We start from the raw sequence: 23566 nt of genomic DNA on the forward strand, positions 1-23566 counted from the left end.
TCGCAGAACGGCGCAGCGCGGCGCAGAGGAGCACGGAGACCATGGCAGCAGCAGAGCAGAGCGCACCCGCCGATCTCGACATCATCACCGTCGGACGCAGCGGGGTGGACATCTACCCGCTCGAGATCGGCAAGGGCCTCGAGGACGTCAGCAGCTTCGGCAAGTTCCTCGGCGGCAGCCCGACCAACGTCGCCGTCGCGGCCGCACGGCTCGGCCATCGGCCCGCGGTGATCACCGGCGTCGGCGACGACCCCTTCGGGCGCTACGTCGTCCAGGAGATGGAGCGCCTCGGCGTCTCGGGCCGCTTCGTCGTGCGCGACGACGACCTCGCCACTCCCATCACGCTGTGCGAGATCTTCCCGCCCGACGACTTCCCCCTCTACTTCTACCGTCGGCCCAGCGCCCCCGACCTGCAGATCGCCCCCGAGCACCTCGACCTCGAGGCGATCCGGCAGGTGCCCCTGTTCTGGTTCTCCGGCACGGGGCTGTCCGAGGAGCCCAGCCGCTCCGCGCACCTCGCGGCCCTCGCAGCCCGCGGCCGCACGGCCCACACCGTCTTCGACCTCGACTACCGGCCCATGTTCTGGAGCTCCGTCGAGGAGGCCCGCGAGCAGTACCGCGAGGCGCTGCGATTCGCGACCGTCGCCGTCGGCAACCGGGAGGAGTGCGAGGTCGCCGTCGGCGAGACCGAGCCCGAGCGCGCGGCCGACGCCCTCCTCGAGGCCGGCGTCGAGATCGCCATCGTCAAGCAGGGCCCGAAGGGCGTGCTCGGCAAGACCCGCGACGAGCGCGTCGAGGTCGCCCCGAACCTCATCGAGGTCATCAACGGCCTCGGCGCCGGCGACAGCTTCGGCGGCTCCCTCTGCCACGGCCTCCTCGCCGGCCAGGACCTCGGCACGATCCTGACCCGCTGCAACGCCGCGGGCGCGATCGTCACCAGCCGCCTCGAATGCTCCACCGCCATGCCCACGAGCGAGGAGATCGACCTGCTCCTCGCGGGCGGCGACCCCAACCGCGGGCGCACCGTCGAGCAGATGCTCGCCGACCTCCGCGGGCGCGGCGCCGGTGACGGCGCGAGCGCGAGCGCGAGCGTGAGCGACGGAGCGGGCGCATGAACGCGCTGGCCGCTGGTGCCGCGCCCGCCGCTGGTGCCGCGCCCGCCGCCGGGGCTGCGTCGGCCGCCGGGGCTGCGTCGGCCGGAGCGGGGTTCGCGACGAGCTTCGAGGACATCACCCGCGTGCGCCTCGAGGATCCGGGCCGGATCGCCCGCCTCGCCGCCGCGCGTCGGCGCCGCACCGTCGCCGACACCGACGGCACCATGATGATCATCGCCGCCGACCATCCCGCCCGAGGAGCCCTCGGCGTCGGCGGACGCCCGCACGCGATGGCCAGCCGGCGCGAGCTGCTGGACCGCCTGTGCGAGGCGCTCGCCGTGCCCGGCGTCGACGGCGTCCTCGGGACCGCCGACATCCTCGAGGACCTGCTGCTGCTCGGCGCCCTCGAGGACCGCATCGTCTTCGCCTCCATGAACCGCGGCGGCCTGCAGGGCAGCACCTGGGAGATCGAGGACCGCTTCACCGCCTACGACGCCGCCTCCATCAAGGCGGCCGGCTTCGACGGCGGCAAGATGCTCACCCGCATCGACCTCGACGACGACCGCACCTCCTTCATCCTCGACGCCTCCGCCCGCGCCGTCACCGACCTCGCCCGCCACGAGCTCATCGCGATGGTCGAGCCCTTCCTGTCCTCCCGCGTCGACGGGAAGATGGTCAACGACCTCAGCCCCGAGGCCGTCATCGCCTCCATCCACATCGCCCAGGGCCTCGGCGCCACCAGCGCCTACACCTGGCTCAAGCTCCCCGCGGTCGCCGACATGGAGCGCGTCATGGACGCCACCACCCTGCCGACGCTCATCCTCGGCGGCGACCCCGCCGACGACGATCCCGGCACCCTCCGCGCCACCTGGAAGCGGGCGCTGGACCGGCCCAACGTGCGCGGCCTCGTCGTCGGCCGCACCCTGCTCTACCCCGCCGACGACGACATCACCGCCGCGGTCAGCGCGTCGGTGGACATGCTCCGCTGAACCGTCCGCCCGGCCCGCCCGCCCCGCCCGCCCCTGAAGGAGGGACCATGCCGTCCGCATCCGGCAGCTCCGACCTGCACCTCCCCGCCGGCTCCACCGCCGACAGCGCCTACGAGACGATCGTCGAGCCCGGCATCCGCGCGGGCTGGGTCCACACCGGCCTGCGCGTCCTCGCGCTCGCGCCCGGCGGGGCCGAGTCCGTCCGCGCCGACGGCGTCGAGCTCATGGTCGTCCCGCTCGAGGGCGGCTGCGAGGTCGTCGTCGGTCGACCCGGCTCCGACGCCGCGGGTGCGGGGGACGCGGGCGGCGTCGTCCGCCACGTCCTGCGCGGACGCCGCGACGTCTTCGCCTCCGCGACCGACGTCCTCTACGTCCCCGAGGGCAGCGAGCTCGTGATCTCCTCCGCGGACGGCGGCCGCTTCGCCCTCGCCGCGGCCGCCGTCGAGCGCGGGGCCGACGGGGCCGACGGGCGCGGGGCCGACGGGGCGGGGTCCGCCCGTCACCCCGTCGCGCTGATCCGCGCGGAGGACGTCCCCGTCGAGATCCGCGGCGGCGGCAGCATGACCCGCCTCGTGCGCAACTTCGGCACCGTCGGCGCCTTCGACGGCTGCGAGAAGCTCATCGCCTGCGAGGTCATCACCCCCGGCGGCAACTGGTCCAGCTACCCCGCCCACAAGCACGACGAGACCGTCGACGACGGCGAGCACCGCGAATCGCAGCTCGAGGAGATCTACTACTACGAGATCCAGGACGCCCCCGGCGGCACCCCCGGCTTCGGCTTCCACCGCACCTCCTCCAGCCGCGATGCGGCCGACGGGCGTGCGTCGGCTGACGGGCGTGCGTCGGCCGACGGGGCCGCGCAGGCCGACGGACGTGCGTCGGCCGGAGGCGGTTCGTCGTCCGACGAGGCGATCGACGTGCTCGTCGAGGTGCGCAGCGGGGACACCGTCCTCGTGCCGCACGGCTGGCACGGTCCGTGCGCGGCCGCGCCCGGCCACGACATGTACTACCTCAACGTCATGGCCGGTCCCGAGCCCGACCGCGCCTGGTGCATCACCGACCATCCCGAGCAGACCTGGGTGCGCTCCACCTGGGCCGACGCCGGGATCGACCCCCGACTCGCCGCTGCGGCCGACCCTGCCGCCGGTCCCACCGACTCTGCCGCCGGTCCCACCGACTCTGCCGCCGGTCCCACCGATCCTGCCGCCGGTCCCACCGACCCTGCCGCCGCAGACCACCTCGAAGGAGAGGCCCGATGACCGCTTCCGCTTCCCCCGCCCCGTCGTCGGCCGCTCGCCCGGGCGACGAGCCCGCTGCGTCGGCCGTCCCGTCGTCGGCCGCACCGCCGGACATCCGCGTCGGCGTCATCGGCGTCGGCCGGATGGGCGCCGACCATGTCGAGCGCATCAGCCGTCGGACGAAGGGCGCCCGCATCAGCGTCGTCAGCGACTACCGGCGCGAGACCGCCGAGGCCGTGGCGGCGACCGCGCCCGGCAGCCGGGTCGTCGACACCTGGCAGGAGGTCGTCGCCGCCGACGACGTCGACGCGATCCTCATCGCCAGCCCCGGCGCCTTCCACCGCGAGCAGACCCTCGCCGCGATCGCCGCCCGCAAGCCCGTGCTGTGCGAGAAGCCGCTGGCCATGAGCCCCGACGACGCCTACGACGTCGTCCTCGCCGAGACCGCGGCGGAGGCCGCGACCGGCACCGCCTTCGTCTCCCTCGGGTTCATGCGCCGCTTCGACGCCGAGTACGCCGAGCTGCGCGACGCGATCGCCGCCGGCGAGCTCGGCACCCCGCTGCTGCTGAACTGCAAGCACCGCAACGCCTCCGTCCTGCCGGGCTTCGACGACACGATGATGGTCCACGACTCCGCCGTCCACGAGATCGACGCGATCGGCTACTTCCTCGGTGAACCCGCCGTCTCCGTGCAGACCATCGTCCCGCGCAGCACCGAGCTCGCCCCCGAGGGCCTGCACGACCCGCTGCTGTTCGTCTTCCGCACCGCCTCCGGGACCGTCGTCACCGATGAGCTCTGGGTCAGCACGAACGCCGGCTACGAGGTGCGCACCGAGCTCGTCGGCTCCCGCGGCGCCGCGACCATCGGCCTCGGCGTCTCCCGCGTGACCACGCAGGTCGCGGGTGCGGGTGCAGGCGTCGGCGGGGGTGCGGGCGTTGTCGGAGGTGCGAGCGCGGGCGTCGGCGGAGGCGCGCGCGGGAGTGCTGGCGGGAGCTGGGGCGGGGGCGTGCCGCTGGACTTCCGGCCCCGCTTCGTCGCCGCCTACGACGCCGAGGTGCAGGCCTGGATCGAGGCGATCGCCGACGGGACGAACGTCGCCGAACGGTCCGCGACCAGCTGGGACGGCTACCTCGCCGCCGCCGTCTGCGCCGCCGCCGAGCGCTCGCTCACCGCCGACGGGGACGTCGCCGTGGAGCTGCGGGACCGGCCGTGAGCCCCGCATCCCGGACGGCGGGACCCGTCGGGCCGACGGCGGGGCCGGCGGTCGAATCTGCTCGTCAGGCCCGGATTCCCGCCCGTCGGACCGTATCCTGGCCGCGACAGCATCCCGCGCCCGGGGAGCGCACCGCTGAGGAGGACGGACGCGATGGCCACATCGTCTGAGCCCATCAAGGCCTCCAGGATCGACTTCGCCATCGACCGCGAGCTCGCCATGCCGCTGTACCTGCAGCTCGCGGCCGGCATCGAGAAGGCCGTCCGCGACGGCGAGCTCCCGCCCGGCAGCCGCCTCGAGAACGAGCTCGAGCTGTCCAAGCGGCTCGGCCTCTCGCGTCCGACGGTCCGGCAGGGCATCCAGGAGCTCGTCGACAAGGGCATGCTCGTGCGCAAGCGCGGCGTCGGCACGCAGGTCGTCCAGGCGCCCGTGAACCGCCAGGTCGCGCTCACCTCCCTCTACGACGACCTGCGCACCGCCGGCAAGGCGCCCCGCACCGAGATCGTCGAGTACCGCATCGGACGCCCCGACCCCGAGGCCGTCGACCGCCTCCAGCTGGCCGACGGCGAGCTCGTCCTCGACCTCCTGCGCGTCCGCTACGCCGACGGCGAGCCCCTCGCCGTCATGCGCAACACCCTCCCCGAGCGCCACGCCCCCACCCGCGAGGAGCTCACCACGACCGGCCTCTACGAGGCGCTCCGTCAGCGCGGCGTCACCAGCGTCCTCGCCCACGAGCGCATCGGCGCCACCGTCGCCGACGTCGAGCACGCCGAGCTCCTCGACGAGGAGCCCGGCGCCGCCCTCCTCACCATGGAGCGCAAGTCCTTCGCGAACGACGGCACCGTCGTCGAGTTCGGCCTCCACGTCTACCGCGCCTCCCGCTACAGCTTCGAGGTCACGCTCGTCGACTCGTGAGGCGGGGTGCGAGGGGCGTGAGGGGCGTGAGGGGCGGGGTGCCGTTGCTCAGTTGCTTCGCTCAGCGCCCGAGTGTCCGTGAGCAATAGCTGAAGCGCTCCATTTCCGGGGGTCTGCGGCCGCTGGGCGGGGCGGCGGCATTCGGGGTGGGGCGAGGTGACGCTGAGGAGGGCTGCGTCTCGGGCGAGTGTCCGTGAGCAGTAGCTGAAGCGCTCCATTTCCGGGGGTTTCTGCCCACTGACGGGGGCGGTGGGAGCGTTGGGAGGTGGCAGAAGACTTCGGAGCCCGCCCTGCCCGACCTGCCCGCCTCGCCCCGCGTCAGCTGCGGATGCGGAGGCCGGTGACGCCGCCGTCGATGGCGAGGAGGACGCCGGTGGTGGAGCCGTTGCGGGGGGAGGCGAGGTAGCAGTGGGCGGCGGCGACCTCGTCGGGCTCGACGAGGCGGCCGTGGGGCTGGCGGGCCTCGAGGGCGGTGCGCTCGGCGGCGGGGTCGTCGGCCGTGTCGAGGAGGCGCTGGACCCAGGGGGTGTTGGCCGTGCCGGGCAGGACGGCGTTGACGCGGATGCCGTCGCGCGCCCAGTCCGCGGCCATGGCCAGGGTCATCGCCTGCACGGCGCCCTTGGTGGCGGAGTAGAGGACGCGCTCCGGGAGGCCCACCTCGGCAGCGATCGAGGAGGTGTTGACGATGACCGCGCAGGAGGAGGCGCGCAGGTGGGGGAGGGCGGCGCGGGAGACGCGGGCGACGGAGGTGACGTTCACGTCGAGGACGCGGGCCCACTCGGCGTCGTCGTTCGCGGCGACGTCGCCCTGGGCGCCGATGCCGGCGTTGTTGATGACGACGTCGAGGCCGCCGAGGGCCTCCGCGGCGGTCGCGACGGCGGTGTCCACGCTCTGCGCATCGGCGACGTCGCAGGCCAGGGCCACCGCTCCCTCGGGTGCGCCGGAGGGACGCAGGTCGAGGACGGCGACGGTCGCCCCGCGCGCCATCAGCTCCTGCGCGGTCGCGGCGCCGATCCCCGAGGCGCCGCCGGTGACCAGGGCGCGCACACCCTCGAACTCGAGGCGCGGAGCGTCGGCAGCACCGCCTGCGGACGGGTGCGCGGGGGCTGCGGCGGGCTGCTGCGGGGACGAAGCGGGCACGAGGGACTCCTCCATGAGATCGGGTGAATGCATCCTAGGGGACCGCATGTGACGACGAAACGTGGAGCGCAGCGGTGGACAGGGCGAGCGTCGGACGCCAGATGATCGGATGTCTAGGGGTGAGACGGGGTTCGTCGGCCGAGGATTCCTGGGATGATGGACGGGACCGGCGCGCTGCGACCAGGCGCCGCGCCGACCTCACCGCCCCACTGCGAAGGGAATGACCATGGAGTTCCGTCGACTCGGCCCCGTCGGCTCGGAGAGGCCCGCCGTGGTCCACGAGGGCGTCACGTACCGGTTGGACTCGGTGACCGGCGACGTCGACGGCGAGTTCCTCGCGGCCGACGGCATCGCGAAGGTCGCCGCGAAGCTCGCCGCCGGGGAGCTGGAGGTGTGGGAGGACGCCGCCGACGAGCGCATCGGCGCCCCCATCGCGCGCCCCGCCGCGGTCATCTGCATCGGCCAGAACTATGCGGCGCATGCGGCGGAGTCCGGCGACCAGCCGCCGTCGACGCCGATCGTGTTCTTCAAGCACCCCAACACCGTCGTCGGCCCGCAGGACGCCGTCGAGATCCCGCCGGGCGCCGAGAAGGTCGACTGGGAGGTCGAGCTGGGCGTCGTCATCGGGCGGCAGGCCTCGTACCTGGCCGACGAGCAGGCGGCCCTCGAGGTCATCGCCGGCTACGTGACCAGCCACGACATCTCGGAGCGCGACTTCCAGATCGCGCAGAGCGGCGGCCAGTGGTCCAAGGGCAAGTGCGCCAAGGGCTTCAACCCCGTAGGCCCCGGGCTGATCCCGGCCGACGAGATCGACCCGCAGGCGCTGCGCCTGTGGTCGAGCGTGAACGGGGAGGCCCGCCAGGACTCCACCACCGCCGACATGGTCTTCACGGTCGCGCAGCTCGTGCACCACCTCTCGCAGTACATGGTGCTCGAGCCCGGCGACCTCATCAACACCGGCACCCCGCAGGGCGTCGCCCTCTCCGGCCGCTTCCCGTACCTGCAGGTCGGGGACGTCGTGGAGATCGGCATCGACGGCCTCGGCGCGCAGCGTCAGGAGTTCGTCGCGCACTCCTGAGCCGACGGCGCGGCTGACGCCGGGACCTGCGCCTCCGCCGCATCCGACGACGAGCCGGCCGACGGCGGTTCCGCGGCTGACGGCGGGACCGCCTCGAGCCGCCAGCCGGCCGAGGCGTCCTGCTGCGCCCAGAACGCGGCGAAGCGTCCGCCGGCGGCGAGGAGCTCGTCGACGCCGCCGTCCTCGACGATGCGTCCGGCCTCGAGGAAGAGGACGCGGTCGGCCGCACGGATGCTCGCCAGGCGATGCGCGACGATGACGCGGGTGCGCGGACGCGTGTCCTCGGCGAGGGCCGCGGTGATCGCCGCCTCGTTCTCCGTGTCGAGGGCGCTCGTGGCCTCGTCGACCAGCAGCACAGGGGCGGGCTTCAGCAGCGCGCGGGCGATGGACACCCGCTGCCGCTGTCCGCCCGAGAGGAGGGCGCCACCCTCGCCGACGGGCGCGTCCCAGCCGCTCGCGACGGTCGGGCTGTCGGCCCTGGTCGCGCCGGTCGCGCTGTCCCCGCCGCTCGCGGGGGTCCCGGCGTCCCCAGGGCCCCCGGCGAGGTCGTCGACGAAGGCGTCGACGCGGGCCAGGGCGGTGGCGCGGCGCAGCTCCTCCTTGCTCGCCGACGGGTTCCCGACCAGCACGTTCTCCCGCAGGGTGCCGTCGAACAGGTACGGATGCTGGAAGACCATGCTGCTGAGGCGCTGGCGCGAGCCCGCGTCGAGGGTCGCGGCGTCGACGCCGTCGACGAGGACCTGCCCGGACGTCGGCTGGTGCAGCCCGGCGAGGAGCGCGAGCACCGTCGACTTCCCCGATCCCGAGGGGCCGACGATCGCGGTCGTCGTCCCCGGTTCCAGCTCGAGATCGAGCCCGTCGAGCACGAGCCCGGCGTCGGCAGCGGCCGGTCGCTCGTCGGCCCGCTCGTCGGCCCGCTGGTCGGCTCGCTCGTCGGCTCGCCCGTCGGACGCGTCGTCGGCGTAGCCGAAGCGCACGCCGCGCAGGGTCAGCCGCGGCGGTGCGGCCGACGCCGCGGGGCCGAGCTCGACGGGGCCGCTGGGGATCGTCGGCGAGGCGAGCACCGTGCGGACGCGGCGCAGGAGGTCCGTCGCGGCGGTCATGCCGCCGGAGAGCTCGGCGAGGATCGTGAACGGCTCGAGCAGGCGCACGCCGACGACGAGCAGCGCGACCGCCTCCGGTGCGGTGACCTGCCCGTCGAGGACGAGGAGCACCGTCGTCCCGGCGAGCAGGACCAGGGCGAGCTGCGAGGCGAGGCCGAACAGCAGATGCCCGGGGACCTGAAGCGCGAGCAGGCGCAGCGTCGCCGAGTGCTGGCGTGCGAGCGCGGCGCCCGCATGGCTGCGCTCGGGGGCGGTGCGGCGGGCGGCCCGCAGCGCGGGCTGGGTGCGGGAGAACTCGACGATCCGTTCGGTGAGCTCGCTGTTCGCGTCGGAGGTGGCACGGTCGGCGCGTCGTCCGAGGCGGCCCGAGAGCACCTGCGCGCCCAGCATCAGCGGCACGCAGACCAGGGCCGCGAGCGCGAGCTGCCAGGAGATCGCGAGGAGTCCGACGGCGATCGCGACCGGCAGCAGCACCGCCGAGAGCACCGGCGTCGCCAGGTAGATGACGATGCCGACGAGGTCCGGGCCGACCGCCCCGATCGCCTGCCGCGCCTCCGCCGTGGTCCGCGCCGTGAACCAGGTCAGGCGGGTGCGGGCGAGACGGTCGGCGAGGTCCTGCTGCGCATGCTCGAGGATGCCGAAGCCCAGGTCGAAGCCGATCGCGATGATCCGACGGTCGAGCACCCAGCCGAGCACGGTGAGGCCGCTGCTCGCGGCGGTCCACGGCCAGGCATGGGCCGGCTCCGGGCCCAGCAGCGCCGCGAGCAGCGGCACCAGCATCACGACGGTCGCGGCGCGCACGATCACGCTCAGCACGGTCAGCGCGAGATGGAGGCCGACGGCGCGGCGTCCGCCCTCGGGCAGCAGGGCGAGCAGGGCGCGGATCATCGCCGCTCTCCTTCCAGGTGGGGTGCGCGGGAGGCGTCGGCCGCCCACAGCTGGGCGTAGCGACCGTCGGCGGCGAGGAGCTCCGTGTGGGTGCCGGACTCGGCGACGCGGCCCTCGTCGAGCACGACGATGCGGTCGGCGCCCGTGATCGTGTGCAGACGGTGGGCGATGACCAGGACCGTGCGGCCCGCGGTCAGACGGTTCAGCGCCTGCTGCACGAGATGCTCGGACTCCGGATCCGCGAAGGCGGTGGCCTCGTCCATGACCAGCACGGGCGTGTCGGCGAGGAGGGCGCGGGCGATCGTGAGGCGCTGCCGCTCGCCGCCGGAGAGGGCGGCGTCGGGCCCGAGCTCCGTGTCGTAGCCGCGGGGGAGCGCGAGGATCCGCTCATGGATCTGCGCGGCCCGGGCGGCGGCGACGATCCGCTCGTCGGACGCGTCGGGCACCGCGAGCGCGATGTTCTCGCGGACGCTCCCGCGCACCAGCTGCGTCTGCTGGAACACGAAGCCGATGCGCGTGTAGAGCGCGTCGGCGTCGAGGTCGCGGACGTCGTCGCCGCCGATGCGGATCGCCCCGGCGTCGACGTCGTGGAAGCGCGCGAGCAGCGCCGCGAGCGTCGACTTGCCCGAGCCCGACGGCCCGACGAGCGCCGTCACCGTCCGCGGCTCGAGCTGCAGCGACACGTCCTCCAGCACGGGCACGCCCGGCCGGTACGCGAAGGAGACGCCGTCGATCTCGACCCGGCCCGCGGGGACGGGGGCCGACGGGCCGGGCGCCGGGGCCGGTGCCGCCGCGGCGAGCTCGGGCTCGTCGAGCACGATCTGCAGGCGCTTCGCGGCGGCGAGGCCGTCGCGCAGGCCCGAGAGGCCGTAGCCGATGCCCAGCAGTCGCGCGCCGAAGGCGGTCCCCAGCAGCAGGAACGGCAGCAGGTCCACCGGATCCATGCCGCCGGAGGTCACCAGCAGCGTCCCCGCCAGGACGATCAGCATGAGGAAGGTCGTGGGCCGGGTCGCGAGGTCCATCGTCGCCTTCTGCGCCGAGAACGGCCGCTGCCAGTCGCCGAGGAACTCCACGTACTCCGCGAGCCGGCGCCGGAAGGTCGATGCCGCGGCCCCGCCGAAGACCCGCACGACGGGCTGTCCCTCGAGGTACTCGCCGGCCTCCGAGCTCATCCGCTCGGCCCACTGCGCGGCCGGGCCCATCCGCGGCAGCGACTGCAGCACCATCCGATACATCGTGATCACGTAGACCAGCACCGGGACGAGCAGCACGAGCGCGAGCCGCCAGTCGACGGCGAGCAGGTAGAGCAGCACCGCGACGGGCGCGACGACCGCGGCGACGCCGTCGGGCACGGCATGGGTGATCAGATAGTGCAGCGACAGGGTGTCGCCCTGGATCAGCTGCTTGACCTGCCCCGACGTCCGGCGGTCGAACCATCCCAGCGGCAGTCGGGCGATCTTCCCCAGCAGGTTCTGCCGCAGGTCCCGCTCGAAGCGGGCGTCGACGAGATGCGTCGCCACCATGAGCGCGGTCGCCAGCACGACCCCCAGCGCCATCAGTCCCACCGCGAGCCCGCCGATGCGGGCCAGCTCCTCCGCCCCGGCCCCCTGGAGGAGCCGACGGGCGAGCTCCGTGAGCAGCACGAACGGGGACAGCTCGAGGAGGGTGACGAGCCCCTGGACGACCCCCGCGAGGGCCAGCCGGCCCCGCAGCGGACGCAGCAGCCGCCCCGCCGACTGCGAGCGCCAGGACCCCGGGCGGGCGGCGGTTGCCGACGGGGCAGGGGCCGGGACGTCCGACGGGACGGGAGTCGGGACGTCCGACGGGACGGGGGCGGTCGGCTGGATCCCGGCCTGCTGGTCGCGCTCGGCCGGTTCGTCGCGCTGGCCGCGCTCGGCCTGCTCGGCGTGGGCGGCCAGCTCGGCGCGCGCCGCCCGCTCGTCGGCCCGGGAGCGGCGCGAGCCGAAGGCGCGGCCCTCGTACCAGTAGGCGCGCGCATGGATCTCGCCCTTGGGGAAGCCGAACTCCTCGCGCAGCCGCGTGCGCAGATGCTTCAGGGAACCGGACTCAGGAGCCGCCCACACATGCCAGTCCGACCAGTCCCGGGCCTCGATCGCCCGGGCGATGGACCCCTCGTCCTCACGGGGCACCCAGTGGGTGCGCAGACGCGGATGCGTGCCGCGGGGGATGTCCGCGTCACCGGGCCGATGCTGCTCGAGATAGAGCTCGACCGGCATCTCCGGGGGCACGACCCGGAGGATCCCGTCGATCGCCGGGAGGGAGGCGGCATCGCCGATCAGCAGCAGCCCGCGGGGTGTCTCCGTCGGCAGCGCGAAGTTCGGGGTCGCCGACGAGGACACCTGGATCGCCTGGCCCGCCTCCGCCCGCCGCGCCCACGCGGACGCCGGACCGGACGGCTCATGCAGCACCACGTCGATCGCGAACTCCCCGGTCTCCGGATCCGCCGCGGAGAGGGTGTAGGCGCGCTGGTGCTCGGTGCCGGTGCCGGTGCTGCCGGTGCTGTCGGGATCGGGGAACCACAGGCGGATCCACGCCGTCGGTCCGACCGCGACGTCGTCGAACAGGGTCTCGGAGACCAGACGGATGCGGACGAACTCCGGGGTGATCGCCTCGACGCCGACGACGCGCGCATCGTGATCGCGCATGCCGAGGCCGCGCATGATCGCGCCGTTGATCCCGCGCCCCGCCATCAGAGCGTCCCTGCCGGCGTCGCGGCATCGAGGGCGGCGACGACCTCGGCGACCGGTCGCCCGGGCGGGGCCGCGGCCACCAGGCCCTGCGCGACGACCGTCAGCATCAGACGGGCGTACTGCGCGCTGTCGACCTCCGGGAGAACCCGGTGGGCGGGGTCGAGGCGGAGGTCGGCGCGGATGCCGTCCCACGCCGCCTGCTCCTGGGCCGGACGGTCGGCGTCCCGGGCCCGCTGCGCGTCCTCGGCGACGGCATAGCCGATGGCGATCACGGCGATGCCGCTCGCGACCACGAGGGCCGCATCGGGCGCATACCCGCGGGCGACCAGCGCCTCGATCTCGTCGGCGAGCACCCGGCGTCCGCCCTCCCCGCGGGGGAAGAGGGTCTGCAGATAGGTGCCGAGCCCGGGCCGCGCGACGACGTGATCCCGCAGCGCACTCCCGAAGACCACCAGGTGGGAGACCAGATCCAGGGAAGGGTCATCGGCGGCGCGGAAGTCCGCGAGCAGGGTCTCCCCGACGAGCGACTCGAGCCCCCAGCGTCCGTCGATATGCCGGTAGAGCGCCGTCGCCGACACCCCCAGCGCGGCCGCGACCGCATTCATGGACAGCTCCCGCATGCCCAGCTCCCGGCCGACGCGGACGATGTCCGCCTCCTCGACCCGGCGCGGCCTCCCGCCGACGCGCTCCGCCATCACGCCACCTCCCCGCAAAGTTACTGGTACCAACTAAGGGGAGACTAACTGCTTTTCGTGCGGTGGGGAAGGAGTGTTCGCGGGGCGTGGGCGGCAACGTGCCGCGGCATCCCCGCCCCCGGCTCCCCTGCGGAGGGAGGCGGGATCCTCCGGACGGATCACGCGGAGATGCCGGGATGGGTCCACAGGGCTGAGACGGGCAGGCCCCAGACGCGGTCGGCGAGTTGACGGCTCTCCTCGGCGAGGCCGAGGACGGCACCTCCGAGGAATCTGTCGCCGATCCGCTCGGCAAGGGTGCGGATACCGCGACTGTGGTCGGCCCGGAGCGTCGACGATGCCTTGACCTCGATGAGGAACACGCGACCGTCGGCGAACTCCAGCACGACGTCGACCTCGAGACCGTTCCGATCGCGATAGTGGAACAGCTCGAACTCTTCATCCGACCAGCCTTGCTGAGCACTGAGCTGGGCGACGACGAAGGCCTCCAGCTGCGCACCGAGCACAGGGGCCGCTGTCAGATCCGCGAGGGACCCCGCACGCAGGCGGGAGAGTCGCGCGGCGAGGCCTGAATCCGCGACGCCCACCTTGTGGCGGCCGATCTCCCGCTTGGTCAGATTGGGGCGCCAAGGCGGCAGATCCGTGGTGAGGTACAGGGTCGAGAGGGCGGCGAGGTAGGACGAGATCGATGACGTCGGGATGGAGAGCTCGTCGGCGAGCCGCGCCTGGACGAGTTCTCCGCCCTGGTTGGCTGCGACCAGGCGGATCACCGCTGCCAGGCGGTCGCTGGACATGCCACGCGCGACATCTCCGATGTCGCGCGTGAGCAGACGGTCGAGGTAGCTGTCGAACCAGATGCCCCGATGGCGCTCCGGCAGCTGCTGGATCTCCGGATAGCCACCGCGGATGATCGCCTCGACGTACTCTTCCCGCGACCATGCCTCCATAGGGGCGGAGAAGGTCCATTCCTCGTCCCGGATCCAGGCGGCGAAGTCCTCGCGCCGCCCGGCGATCTCACCTTGGCTGAGGCCGTGCAGGTGGAGGGTCACCGCGCGCCCGGCGAGCGAGTCGGGTGTCCGGGAGAGGCGGAGGAGATCCGACGAGCCGGTCAGGAGGAATCGTCCCGGTCGCCGATCCTCGTCGATCGCTGCCTTGATCGCGAGCATCAATGCCGGGTTGCGCTGGATCTCGTCGATCACGAGCGTTCCTTCGCCCGCCTGTCGTACGAACGCCCGCGGATCCACGTGCGCCGCATCCTGCACGCCGACGTCGTCAAGCGTCATGAAGCGATGCTCGCGGCCCTCCATGAGCATGTTCGTGAAGGTGCTCTTGCCGACCTGCCTCGCTCCCTGGACGACGATGGCGGGAAAGGTCTGCAGGAGATCCTCCCCCAGAGGCATCAGGTGGCGTGTGATCAGCGGGGACATGCAGCAAGGGTAGCCGCGGAGTGTCTCCCGTGGAACCCTTCACCGGACATTCGCTGGTATGGCTACCGGACTTCTGCTGAGATCATCACCGGACTTTCGCGGGGCCTTGATCGGATGTTCGCTGCAGTCGGGCTCCGGCCGATCCGGGGTGGCCGATCCGGGGTGGCCGAGGGGGTGCTGGTGGGGGTGGCCGAGTTGGGGCGCGGGTGGAGGCGTCCATGAACGGGACGTCAGCGGCATATGCCCTGCTATATGCAGGGCAGATGCCGCTCAGATCCCTTTCGTGGACAGCACCCTCGCGGCCTGCCCCTACCCAGCCACCCTGGCCCCCAGCCCCAGCCCCAGCCCCAGCCCCAGCCCCAGCCCCAGCCGCGCGACCTGCCGGCGGTCACCGGCCGCCGAGCAGCCGGGCGATCTCGGGGTGGCCGGCGATGTAGCCGTCGAGGAGCTTCTCACCGAGCTCGGGGGAGGAGACCAGCGGATGGGTGGCGAAGCCCTGCCAGGCCGCCTCGCGGGAACCGGTCGTCGCGGCCTCGAGGATCTTCCGCTCGGCACCGCGCAGGGAGGCCATGAGGCCGAGGCGCTCGAGCTCGACGGGGGCGACGGGCAGCGGGTGCACTCCCTCGCCGTCGACCTCGCACAGCACCTCCAGCACGGTCGTCGCGGGGAGCTCGGGGACGATCCTCGCGCTCGCCGGATCATCCTCGTGGCCTGCAGCGATGTTGCCGACGTCGAGGATCATGCGCTCGCAGCGCCCGGTGGCGATCGCCGTCATCAGCCGCAGCGCGACCTCCTGGTAGCCGCCGCCGGCGATGTCCTCCTCGCGACGCTCCTCATCGCGGGACTCGGCCATGTAGGTCGCCTCCCGCTCGTGGAGGGTCTCGCGCCAGAGAGCCAGCGGCGATGACGAGGCGCAGCATTCGTCGTCGGCGGTTGCGTCGGCCGTCGCATCAGCCGGGGCGGCCGCAGCGCTGGCCGCGCGGTAGAACCCGCCCTGCTGGGCGGCGAGGAACTCCCCGCGCGTGGTCGACGAGGCCGTGATCCGCTCGATCGCGGCGGAGGTGTGCAGGTAGTAGTACAGGTACTCGTTGGGCAGGGCGCCGTCGGCGCGCACCCAGTCGCGGCCGATGAGGCGGGCCTCCTCGATCTGCTCGAGGGCGTCGTCGTCGGCGAGCAGCTCGGGCAGACGGTCCACGCCGTCGATTCGCACCGACCGCAGCCAGCCCAGATGGTTCAGTCCGACGTAGTCGATCGCGGCCTCGGACCCGGTGGACCCGCTGGCCTCGGACCCACCGCCCACCAGGTCCGTCCCGAGCAGGCGTCCGACGCGGCGGACGAGACCGATGGGGGTGTCGCAGATGCCGACGACGCGGTCGCCGAGGACCGTGCGCATCGCCTCGGTGACGATCCCGGCCGGGTTCGTGAAGTTGATGGTCCAGGCGTCCGGGGCGACGCGCGCGATCGTGCGGGCGATGTCGAGGGCGACGGGGATCGTGCGCAGCGCGAAGGCGAGTCCGCCGGGGCCGATGGTCTCCTGGCCGAGCAGGCCGAGGTCGAGGGCGACGCGCTCGTCGACCGTGCGGGCCTCGGCGCCGCCCACGCGGATCGCGCTGAAGACGAAGTCCGCGCCGGTGACGGCCTCGGCGAGGTCGGTCGTGGTGACCAGACGGGGGAGCGGCCCGGACCCGGCCTGCTCCTCCTGCCCGGCCTGCCCGGCCTGCTCCTCCTGCCCGGCCTGCCCGGCCTGCCCGGCCCGCCCGGCTGCGAGCTCGGCGCGCAGGCCATCGACGACGGCGCCGATCGTCGCGAGGCGTGCCGGGTCGACGTCGTAGAGGGCGACCTCGTCGACCCGCAGCCCGGTCGCACCCGTCGCGACCGCCTCGTACACCAGGGGCACGCGGAAGCCTCCGCCGCCGAGGATCGCGAGCTTCATCGTCGTCACCGTCTTTCGTCGCGGGACCAGCTGGGACCGACCACGATCCTGCCAGGAGCGGGCCGTCGTCATCCCCATCCTGCCCCGCCTAAGGTGGTGGTGCACCCTTCCCCGCGGCGCCCTGTCCTCCGCGGGATGCTCGAACGGGAAGCTCGAACGGGATGCTCGAAGGAGCCTTGAGATGACCGACGACCTCCGGCCCCCTGCCTGCGGCGACGACTGGGATCCGCTGGCCGCGCTGCGCCGGGCCGACGACCCGCCCCTGGACGTGCTGCTCTCGGGCACCGTCTTCTTCGACATCGTGTTCACGGGCCTGGAGCGGCTGCCCCGGCCGGGCGAGGAGCTGTGGTCGCAGGGCATGGGGTCGAGCCCCGGCGGCATCGCGAACCTGGCGATCGCGGCCGCCCGTCTGGGTCTGCGCACGGGCCTCGTCGCGGGCTTCGGCGACGACGCCTACGCCGACTGGATGTGGCACACGATGGCGCATGAGGAGGGCATCGACCTGTCGGCCTCGCGCCGCTTCCCCGACTTCCACTCGTCGCTGACGGCCTCGATCGCCGCGCACGGCGACCGCGCGATGGTCACCCACGGCCATGATCTGCCCGAGCCCCTCTCCTCCCTCGTGCACGACGCCCCCGCGGCCCGCGCCGCCGTCGTCGACCTGCGCGGGGAGACGTCCTGGTGGGCGCAGCTCGCGCGCGGCGGCACCCGGATCTTCGCCGACATCGGCTACGACGAGACCGGGCGCTGGGACGAGGGCGACCTGGCCCCGCTCGCCCACTGCCACGCCTTCACCCCGAACGCGCTCGAGGCCATGGCCTACACCCGCACCGACAGCCCCGACCGGGCGGTGCGGGCGCTCGCCGAGCGGGTCCCGCTCGCGGTCGTGACCGACGGGGCCGACGGCTCCTACGCGATCGACGCGTCGACCGGCGAGGAGGCCTACTGCCCGGCCGTCCCCGTCACGGCGATCGACACCACGGGCGCCGGGGACGTCTTCGCCGCCGCCCTCGTGCTCGGCACCCTCGCCGCCTGGCCGCTGGGGGAGCGGCTGCGCTTCGGCTCGCTGTGCTCGGCGCTCGCCGTCCAGCAGTTCGGCGGCTCGCTCGCCGCTCCCGGCTGGGGAGACATCGCCGACTGGTGGTCCTCGCTCGCGGCGGCGGCCGACGACGGGGACCTCCGCGCCGCGTTCACGGCCGAGGGCTACCGCTTCCTCGACGCCGTCGTCCCGGACCATCCGGTGCAGGGTCGGCGCCGCGCGCAGGGCACCTTCGCGCTCCGCTCCGACGCGGGGGAGCACGACGCCGTCCCCGAGGCGAGCCCGGGCCGCAGCGACGCCTGAGCGGACTCAGCGCGCCGCGAGCCGAGGAGCGCGGAGCGCGGGCGATCTGCCCGCCGCGCCCGTTCTCAGCGCGCCGCGAGCATCGCGAGGATCGCCGTCAGCGCGGCCTCGGTGCCGGTGGCGAGCGTCGGCTGCGGGTGCGGGGCGAAGAAGGGCGAGTGGTTGGGGAAGGCCTCCCGTCCGTCGGCGAAACCGCCGAAGATCCAGTAGCAGTACGGGGAGCCGAAGGCGTCGGGGATGATCGAGAAGTCCTCCGAACCGGTCGACGGTGCCATCCGCTCGACCCGCTCCGGGCCGAGCTGCGCGACGAGCGCCTCCCGCACGATCGCGGTGACCTGCGCGTCGTTGTCGGTCAGCGGGTAGCGGTGGAACAGCTCGATCTCGGGCTCGCGCGGGGAGCGGGCCGCCTCGCACTCGGCGCGCACGATCCGCTCGGCCCCGCTCACCAGGCGCTCCAGCACCGTCTCGTCGTAGGCGCGGAAGTTCAGCTGCATGACGGCCCGGTCCGGGATCACGTTCGCGCTCGTCCCGGCATGCAGGGATCCGACGGTCACCACCCCGAAGTCGTCCGGCGCAATCTCGCGGGCGACGAGGGTCTGCAGCCGGGTGACGATCGCGGCGGCGAGCACCACCGGGTCCACGCCGAGGTGCGGCATCGAGCCGTGGGAGCCCGCGCCGTGCACCACGACCCTCATCGACACGGCCGAGGACATCGTCGGACCCGCGGCCAGGGCGACGTGCCCGGCGACCGGGGCGGCCATGACGTGCTGGCCGAGGCATGCGTCGGGCCGCGGGACCCGCTCGACGAGCCCGTCCTCGACCATCGCCCGCGCGCCCGCGGCGATCTCCTCCCCGGGCTGGAACAGGGCGATATAGGTGCCGGACCAGTCCTCGCGATGGTCGGCGAGCACCGCCGCGGCGCCGAGCGCGGTGACGATGTGGGTGTCGTGCCCACAGGCGTGCATCGTCGGATGCTCGACGCCGTCGGCATCCGCCTGACGATGCGTCGAGGCGTAGGGGAGGCCGCTGGCCTCCGCGACGGGCAGGCCGTCGATGTCCGCGCGATGCAGCACGGTGCGGCCGGGCCCGTTCTCGAGCACCCCGACCACCCCGCCGCCGATCTCCTGCACCGCATAGCCGAGGCCCGTCAGGCGCTCGACGAGGATCGCGCGCGTGCGCTCCTCGCGCATCGACAGCTCAGGATGGGCGTGCAGGTCCTCGTACAGCGGCTGCTGCCAGGCGGCGGCGTCGGCGAGGGCGGCGCGCAGCCGGTCGGGCAGGGGCGCGGGCCGACGAGCGGGCTGGTCGGAGGGCTGCCGGTCGGGCAGACGGGCGGGCTGGTCGGCGTCGGCCATGTGGGGTCCTCTCCCGGCGTCCACGAGGCCCGTCGGCGGCCGACGGGACGGGGCGCGGCGTGGGGTGTGCGGGCAGGTGCGGCCGACTGTAGTCCTGCCGTCCGCGCGCCCGGTCCATGGCGCGGCGGCCCTGCGCGTCGCCGCCTCCAGCGACTCATCCGGCCCGAGGAGATCGCGAACAAGGTCGTCTCCCTCGCCTCGCCGCTCGCCTCGGCGGCCACCGGCGGGGCGCTCGGTGTGGACGGCGGGTACACCGACGCGATCCTGCCGTGAGGGCGGGCCGACGTCGGGGCTGATGCCGCCGGCGATCCCGCGGCCACCCTCTGGCCTCCCCCGAGCGAAACCGCGAGACTGGCACCACCATCCCGTCGCCCTGCCGCCCCGAGGAGCCACCGATGCCGCGCACCCCGAAGCCGTCCTTCCTCTCCTACCGCTCCGAGGGCTCGGCTCTCTCCATCTGCTCGAAGAACTCCGTGCTGTCGATCGGGAGCGTCGGCTCGGCGCTGTCCATCGGATCGGTCGCCTCGTTCGCGTCGGTGCTGTCGATCAGCTCGGCCGTCTCGGTGCTCGCGGTCATGTCGTGGCTGAGCGTCGGGGGCGTCATGGCGTCCGGGAAGGCCTGCCGGCGCGGCGTGCGGCGCTGACGGCCCGGGGCAGCCCAGGGCGGCCCAGGGCGACCCCTCCAGCACCCTTTCCGCACCCCCTCCCGCACCCCCGTCTGGAAGACTGGCCGACGGTGCCGCCCCGAGGGAGGGACGGCGTGACGAACGTGAGGTCGATGATGTCCCTGCAGCTCCGCACCCCCGCCCGCCTGGGCCGTCCCCTGTCCGCGATCGGGCAGGGCTGCTGGCAGATCGGCGCGGACTGGGGAGAGGTCACCGACGAGGCCGCGCACGGGGTGCTCGACGCGGCGCTCGCGGCCGGGGTGCGCTTCTTCGACACAGCCGATGTCTACGGCGACGGCCGCAGCGAGCGGCTCCTGCGGTCGATGCGCGAGCGCCTCCTCGCCGATGGGACCGCCCCCGAGGACCTGCCGTTCATCGCCACGAAGGCATCGCGCCGCGCGGACCCCTTCATCCCGGAGTCCTTCACCGAGGAGGCGCTGCGCGGGTGGATCGAGCGGTCCCGGCAGAACCTCGGCATGGACACCCTCGACCTCGTCCAGCTGCACTGCCCGCCGCCGGCGATCTACCGCGACGAGCGGATCCTCGACCTCCTCGACACGCTCGTGGAGGAGAAGAGGATCGCCGCCTGGGGCGTGAGCGTCGAGACCTGCGAGGAGGCGCTGGCGAGCCTCGAGCGCGAGCATCTCGCCTCGATCCAGATCATCCTGAATCCCTTCCGGCTGAAGCCGCTCGAGCAGGTGGTGCCGCTGGCCCGCGAGAAGGGCGTCGCGATCATCGCCCGCGTCCCCCTCGCCTCCGGCCTGCTCACCGGCAGGTTCTCCGCGACGAGCGAGTTCGCCGAGAACGACCACCGCCGCTTCAACCGCCACGGCGAGGCCTTCGACCAGGGCGAGACCTTCTCCGGGGTCGACTACGCGACCGGGCTCGCAGCCGTGGACCGGCTCGACGCCGCGCTCGTCGGCCGGATGCCGCTCGCCGAGGCGAGCCTGCGCTGGATCCTCGCCCAGGACGGCGTCACCGCCGCGATCCCCGGCGCCTCGACCGCCGAGCAGGCCCGCCGCAACGCCGAGGCCGGGCACGCCCCGACGCCCGCGCAGCAGGAGATCCTCGCCGACTTCGACGCCGCCGTCCGCGCGACCTACGACGAGCTGCTGCGGGCGTCGATCCACCCCCGCTGGTGAGATGAGCCGCGCCCGCGGGTGACCCGCGGGTGACGAGCGGCCGAGGCTCCCGCGCCGTGCGGCCGACGGGTATCCCGGGCGCCTGCGCCAGGTCGCCGACGGACATCCGCGGACACGGAACGATTCTCCCGACGTCACGGGGCGCTCCGATGTGATGCTCATCCGCGGGAACCGCGCGAATGCGTCGGTGCTGGTCACGGCGCTGACCGCACGTCGGCGTCATCGAAATGTGACCGCTCCGTGACCTCTCCGTGTTCTGTCGAATTCTGTACGGAAGTATTCGGCAGGACTAACGTCCCCGCCATGGAACGGCAGAGAAGCGCACGGTAACGGCACAGGGCAGATGTGCTGGCCCTCCTCCAGCACGGTCATGAGCTGACCCGCGGGGAGATCTCCGAGCGCCTCGGGCTGACCCGCACGACGGTCTCCGAGGTGCTCACCGCGCTGCGCGCCGAGGGCGTCCTGTCCACCGGCCGCACGCTCGCCCCGTCCGGGGGAGGGCGCCCCGCGCAGGTCGTCCGGATCCATCCCGGGGGCGTGCGCTACGTCGGCATCGACTTCACGCACACCACCGTCAGCGTCTGCCTCGCCAACGCGATCGGTGAGGTCGTCGCCGTCGGCACCGCCGAGTACGAGGCGCCGACCGGCTGGGAGGAGCGCGTGCACCGCGGCGCCGACCTGGTGCGCTCGCTCTGCGAGCAGGAGGGGCTGCGGCTCGGCCCGCTCGCCGGGGTCGCCATCGGCCTGCCCGGCCCGAACTCGGCGACCTGGGACGGCTTCCCGCGCGGGACGACTGCGCCGGAGCCCTTCCCGATGGTCCGCGCCCGCATCCGCGAGGTGTTCGGCGAGGAGTTCGACGCGCCCGTCACCGTCGACCACCACATCCGCTATGCGGCGCTGCAGGAGGCCGCGGCGGCGGACGCCCTCGACCGCGGCCTCATCTACCTGCGGCTGTCGATCGGTGCGGGCGGCGGCGTCCTCGCCGGCTCCGAGACCCTGCTGGGGGCGCACCTGCTCGCCGGGGAGATCGGGCACATGACCGTCGACCGCAGCGAGCAGGCGCTCGCCTGCCGCTGCGGGCGCCGCGGCTGCCTCGAGACCGTCGCCTCCATGGGCGCCGTCCTCGCCCGGTGGCGGGCCGCGACCGGCGGGAACCCGGACTGGGCCTCCCTCGAGGCCGCGGTCGAGGCCCGGGACCCCGACGCCATGGCGATCCTCGAGGACACGGCCCGCATCGTCGGCCGCGTGATCGGGGCGTCCGTGCTGGTCACCGACCCGGGGCAGGTGGTCGTCGCGGGCGAGGTCGGGGCGCTGCTCGTGCCCGTCCTCGACGTGCTGCGCGAGGAGATCGCCGCCGAGTCCCTGACCGGCGCCCAGCTGCCGGTCCGCATCGTCACCGTCGACGTCACCCGCGGAGCCCGCGGGGCCGTCACCGCCCTCCGCGCCGCGGAGGGTCTGCCCGCCGCGCGGTCCTGCGGCGTCGCCCGGCCCTCGTCCCCGTCCTCGCCGTCGTCGTCGTCGGCGCTCGCATCGTCGTCGTCGCTCGCATCGTCGCGAGGAACGTCGCCGGCAACGTCGCCGGCAATGTCGCCGGCAATGTCGCGGGCGCCGGCTGCACCCCTCGGGTCCCTCGCGCTCCGCAGGCCCATCACGTCCCTCACCCCGCTCACCGACTCCCAGGGAGCCCACCATGTCCGCTGACCCGAGCACCGCGGCGATATCGCCGCGCACCATCGGCCCGTCCGGCCCGTCCGGCCTTGCCAGCACCTCCGGCTCGTCCGGCCCCGCCAGCACCGCCGCAGCCGCCGTCGGCTCCTCCTCCGCATCCGCCGTCGGCTCCTCCTCCGGCTCCGCCGCCCCGCGCCGGGCCGCTCGCCGCTCCGCCTCTGGGCGCAGCACGCTCGTGCTGGTCCTGAACGTGGTGACGATCGTCCTCGGCCTGGCAGTCTGGTGGCTGCTGTCCCTCACGGGCCTGCAGATCCCGAGCCCCTTCGAGGTCCTCGCGGCCGGTGTCGAGCTCGCGCGGAAGGGGGTCCTGCTCGAGGACGTCGTCGCCTCGCTGCGGCGCGTGCTGATCGGCTTCGTGCTCGGCTCGGCGCTCGCGATCCCCGTCGGCTTCCTGATGGGCTGGTACAGCTGGGCCCGGGGCCTGCTGGAGCCGTGGGTGCAGTTCTTCCGGACGATCCCGCCGCTGGCGATCATCCCGCTGGCGATCGTGCTCATGGGCATCGGCGAGCAGCCGAAGATCTTCGTGATCTTCCTGGGGGCGTTCCTCTCCTGCGTGATCTCGACCTTCCAGGGCGTCGTCCAGGTCGACCGCACCCTCATCAACGCCGCCCGCGTGCTCGGCGCGAAGGACGCGACGATCTTCGCCCGCGTCGTCGTGCCCGCCTCGACGCCGTTCATCCTCGTGGGCATGCGCGTCGGACTCGGCGCCGCCTGGGCGACCGTGGTCGCCGCCGAGCTGATCGCCGCCCAGCAGGGCCTCGGCTACCGGATGCAGCAGGCGCAGATCTACTACGACCTCCCGACGATCTTCGTGGGGATCCTCATCATCGGCATCTTCGGCCTGGTCATGGACCGGACCCTGCTGGTGATCGAGAAGCGCCTGACGTCATGGCAGGAGCGGCGCTGAGGCGC

General features: G+C 73.7%; 19 protein-coding genes. 12 read left to right on the forward strand and 7 right to left on the reverse strand.

The genetic code is table 11. The features are described 5' to 3' along the window. The first annotated feature begins 41 nt into the window (after nucleotides 1-41). From iolC to ACXET9_RS07545, 5 genes are all read left to right on the forward strand, one after another. Complete coding sequence (gene iolC / locus ACXET9_RS07525; RefSeq protein WP_457885900.1) at nucleotides 42-1115, forward strand: 5-dehydro-2-deoxygluconokinase; 1074 nt, start codon at nucleotides 42-44, stop codon at nucleotides 1113-1115. Further along, nucleotides 1112-2083 carry a Cgl0159 family (beta/alpha)8-fold protein gene (locus tag ACXET9_RS07530; RefSeq protein ID WP_457885901.1) on the forward strand — a complete coding sequence of 324 codons (972 nt, stop codon included), beginning with the start codon at nucleotides 1112-1114 and terminating at the stop codon, nucleotides 2081-2083. The genes iolC and ACXET9_RS07530 overlap by 4 nt, the downstream gene beginning before the upstream one ends. Nucleotides 2084-2130: 47 nt before the next feature. Beyond that, nucleotides 2131-3342, forward strand: coding sequence for a 5-deoxy-glucuronate isomerase (locus ACXET9_RS07535; RefSeq protein ID WP_457885902.1), 1212 nt, complete (start codon nucleotides 2131-2133; stop codon nucleotides 3340-3342). Further along, on the forward strand, nucleotides 3339-4535 hold the full coding sequence (locus ACXET9_RS07540) for a Gfo/Idh/MocA family protein (RefSeq protein WP_457885903.1): 1197 nt from the start codon (nucleotides 3339-3341) through the stop codon (nucleotides 4533-4535). Before ACXET9_RS07535 ends, ACXET9_RS07540 begins: the two co-directional genes overlap by 4 nt. Before the next feature lie 153 nt (nucleotides 4536-4688). Beyond that, nucleotides 4689-5450, forward strand: a complete 762-nt coding sequence (locus ACXET9_RS07545) for a GntR family transcriptional regulator (protein WP_457885904.1) — start codon at nucleotides 4689-4691, stop codon at nucleotides 5448-5450. A 318-nt stretch (nucleotides 5451-5768) separates the two neighbouring features. Here the strand turns inward: ACXET9_RS07545 and ACXET9_RS07550 are convergent, their stop codons facing one another. Then, entirely contained in the window at nucleotides 5769-6497 is a 729-nt protein-coding gene (locus tag ACXET9_RS07550) for an SDR family NAD(P)-dependent oxidoreductase (protein WP_457886268.1), read from the reverse strand. Nucleotides 6498-6816: 319 nt separating this feature from the next. On the opposite strand from ACXET9_RS07550, the gene ACXET9_RS07555 reads away from it, so the two are divergent. Then, on the forward strand, nucleotides 6817-7668 hold the full coding sequence (locus ACXET9_RS07555; RefSeq protein WP_457885905.1) for a fumarylacetoacetate hydrolase family protein: 852 nt from the start codon (nucleotides 6817-6819) through the stop codon (nucleotides 7666-7668). On the opposite strand, the gene ACXET9_RS07560 is transcribed toward ACXET9_RS07555, so the two are convergent. From ACXET9_RS07560 to ACXET9_RS07580, 5 genes are all read right to left on the reverse strand, one after another. Next, a complete protein-coding gene (locus ACXET9_RS07560; protein ID WP_457885906.1) occupies nucleotides 7644-9659 on the reverse strand; it encodes an ABC transporter ATP-binding protein in 2016 nt (671 codons plus the stop codon). The two genes, ACXET9_RS07555 and ACXET9_RS07560, sit on opposite strands and share 25 nt — an antisense overlap. Continuing rightward, a complete protein-coding gene (locus ACXET9_RS07565; RefSeq protein ID WP_457885907.1) occupies nucleotides 9656-12370 on the reverse strand; it encodes an ABC transporter ATP-binding protein/permease in 2715 nt (904 codons plus the stop codon). Before ACXET9_RS07565 ends, ACXET9_RS07560 begins: the two co-directional genes overlap by 4 nt. Then, nucleotides 12370-13065 carry a TetR/AcrR family transcriptional regulator gene (locus ACXET9_RS07570; RefSeq protein ID WP_457885908.1) on the reverse strand — a complete coding sequence of 232 codons (696 nt, stop codon included), beginning with the start codon at nucleotides 13063-13065 and terminating at the stop codon, nucleotides 12370-12372. The genes ACXET9_RS07565 and ACXET9_RS07570 overlap by 1 nt, the downstream gene beginning before the upstream one ends. 158 nt (nucleotides 13066-13223) lie before the next feature. Then, nucleotides 13224-14489 carry an ATP-binding protein gene (locus ACXET9_RS07575; RefSeq protein ID WP_457885909.1) on the reverse strand — a complete coding sequence of 422 codons (1266 nt, stop codon included), beginning with the start codon at nucleotides 14487-14489 and terminating at the stop codon, nucleotides 13224-13226. 388 nt (nucleotides 14490-14877) lie between these two features. Beyond that, nucleotides 14878-16422, reverse strand: a complete 1545-nt coding sequence (locus ACXET9_RS07580; protein WP_457886269.1) for a family 4 glycosyl hydrolase — start codon at nucleotides 16420-16422, stop codon at nucleotides 14878-14880. 181 nt (nucleotides 16423-16603) lie between these two features. Between ACXET9_RS07580 and ACXET9_RS07585 the strand changes: the two genes are divergently transcribed. Beyond that, the gene (locus tag ACXET9_RS07585) at nucleotides 16604-17764 is read left to right on the forward strand and encodes a carbohydrate kinase family protein (RefSeq protein WP_457885910.1); all 1161 of its coding nucleotides are present in this window, start codon (nucleotides 16604-16606) and stop codon (nucleotides 17762-17764) included. A gap of 65 nt (nucleotides 17765-17829) precedes the next feature. Here the strand turns inward: ACXET9_RS07585 and ACXET9_RS07590 are convergent, their stop codons facing one another. Further along, nucleotides 17830-19119: an amidohydrolase gene (locus tag ACXET9_RS07590; RefSeq protein ID WP_457885911.1), complete on the reverse strand. Its 1290-nt coding sequence runs from the start codon at nucleotides 19117-19119 to the stop codon at nucleotides 17830-17832. On the opposite strand from ACXET9_RS07590, the gene ACXET9_RS07595 reads away from it, so the two are divergent. The 5 genes from ACXET9_RS07595 to ACXET9_RS07615 all read left to right on the forward strand — a co-directional run bounded on the left by ACXET9_RS07595 (nucleotide 19120) and on the right by ACXET9_RS07615 (nucleotide 23561). Further along, nucleotides 19120-19392 carry an SDR family oxidoreductase gene (locus ACXET9_RS07595; protein WP_457885912.1) on the forward strand — a complete coding sequence of 91 codons (273 nt, stop codon included), beginning with the start codon at nucleotides 19120-19122 and terminating at the stop codon, nucleotides 19390-19392. A gap of 122 nt (nucleotides 19393-19514) precedes the next feature. Further along, the gene (locus ACXET9_RS07600) at nucleotides 19515-19763 is read left to right on the forward strand and encodes a hypothetical protein (RefSeq protein ID WP_457885913.1); all 249 of its coding nucleotides are present in this window, start codon (nucleotides 19515-19517) and stop codon (nucleotides 19761-19763) included. 137 nt (nucleotides 19764-19900) lie between these two features. Beyond that, complete coding sequence (locus tag ACXET9_RS07605; RefSeq protein WP_457886270.1) at nucleotides 19901-20926, forward strand: aldo/keto reductase; 1026 nt, start codon at nucleotides 19901-19903, stop codon at nucleotides 20924-20926. A 345-nt stretch (nucleotides 20927-21271) separates the two neighbouring features. Beyond that, nucleotides 21272-22627 carry an ROK family protein gene (locus tag ACXET9_RS07610; RefSeq protein WP_457885914.1) on the forward strand — a complete coding sequence of 452 codons (1356 nt, stop codon included), beginning with the start codon at nucleotides 21272-21274 and terminating at the stop codon, nucleotides 22625-22627. Continuing rightward, complete coding sequence (locus ACXET9_RS07615; RefSeq protein ID WP_457885915.1) at nucleotides 22617-23561, forward strand: ABC transporter permease; 945 nt, start codon at nucleotides 22617-22619, stop codon at nucleotides 23559-23561. The genes ACXET9_RS07610 and ACXET9_RS07615 overlap by 11 nt, the downstream gene beginning before the upstream one ends. The last annotated feature ends 5 nt before the right edge of the window (nucleotides 23562-23566 follow it).

This window comes from Brachybacterium netajii (SeqCode), assembly GCF_054114245.1.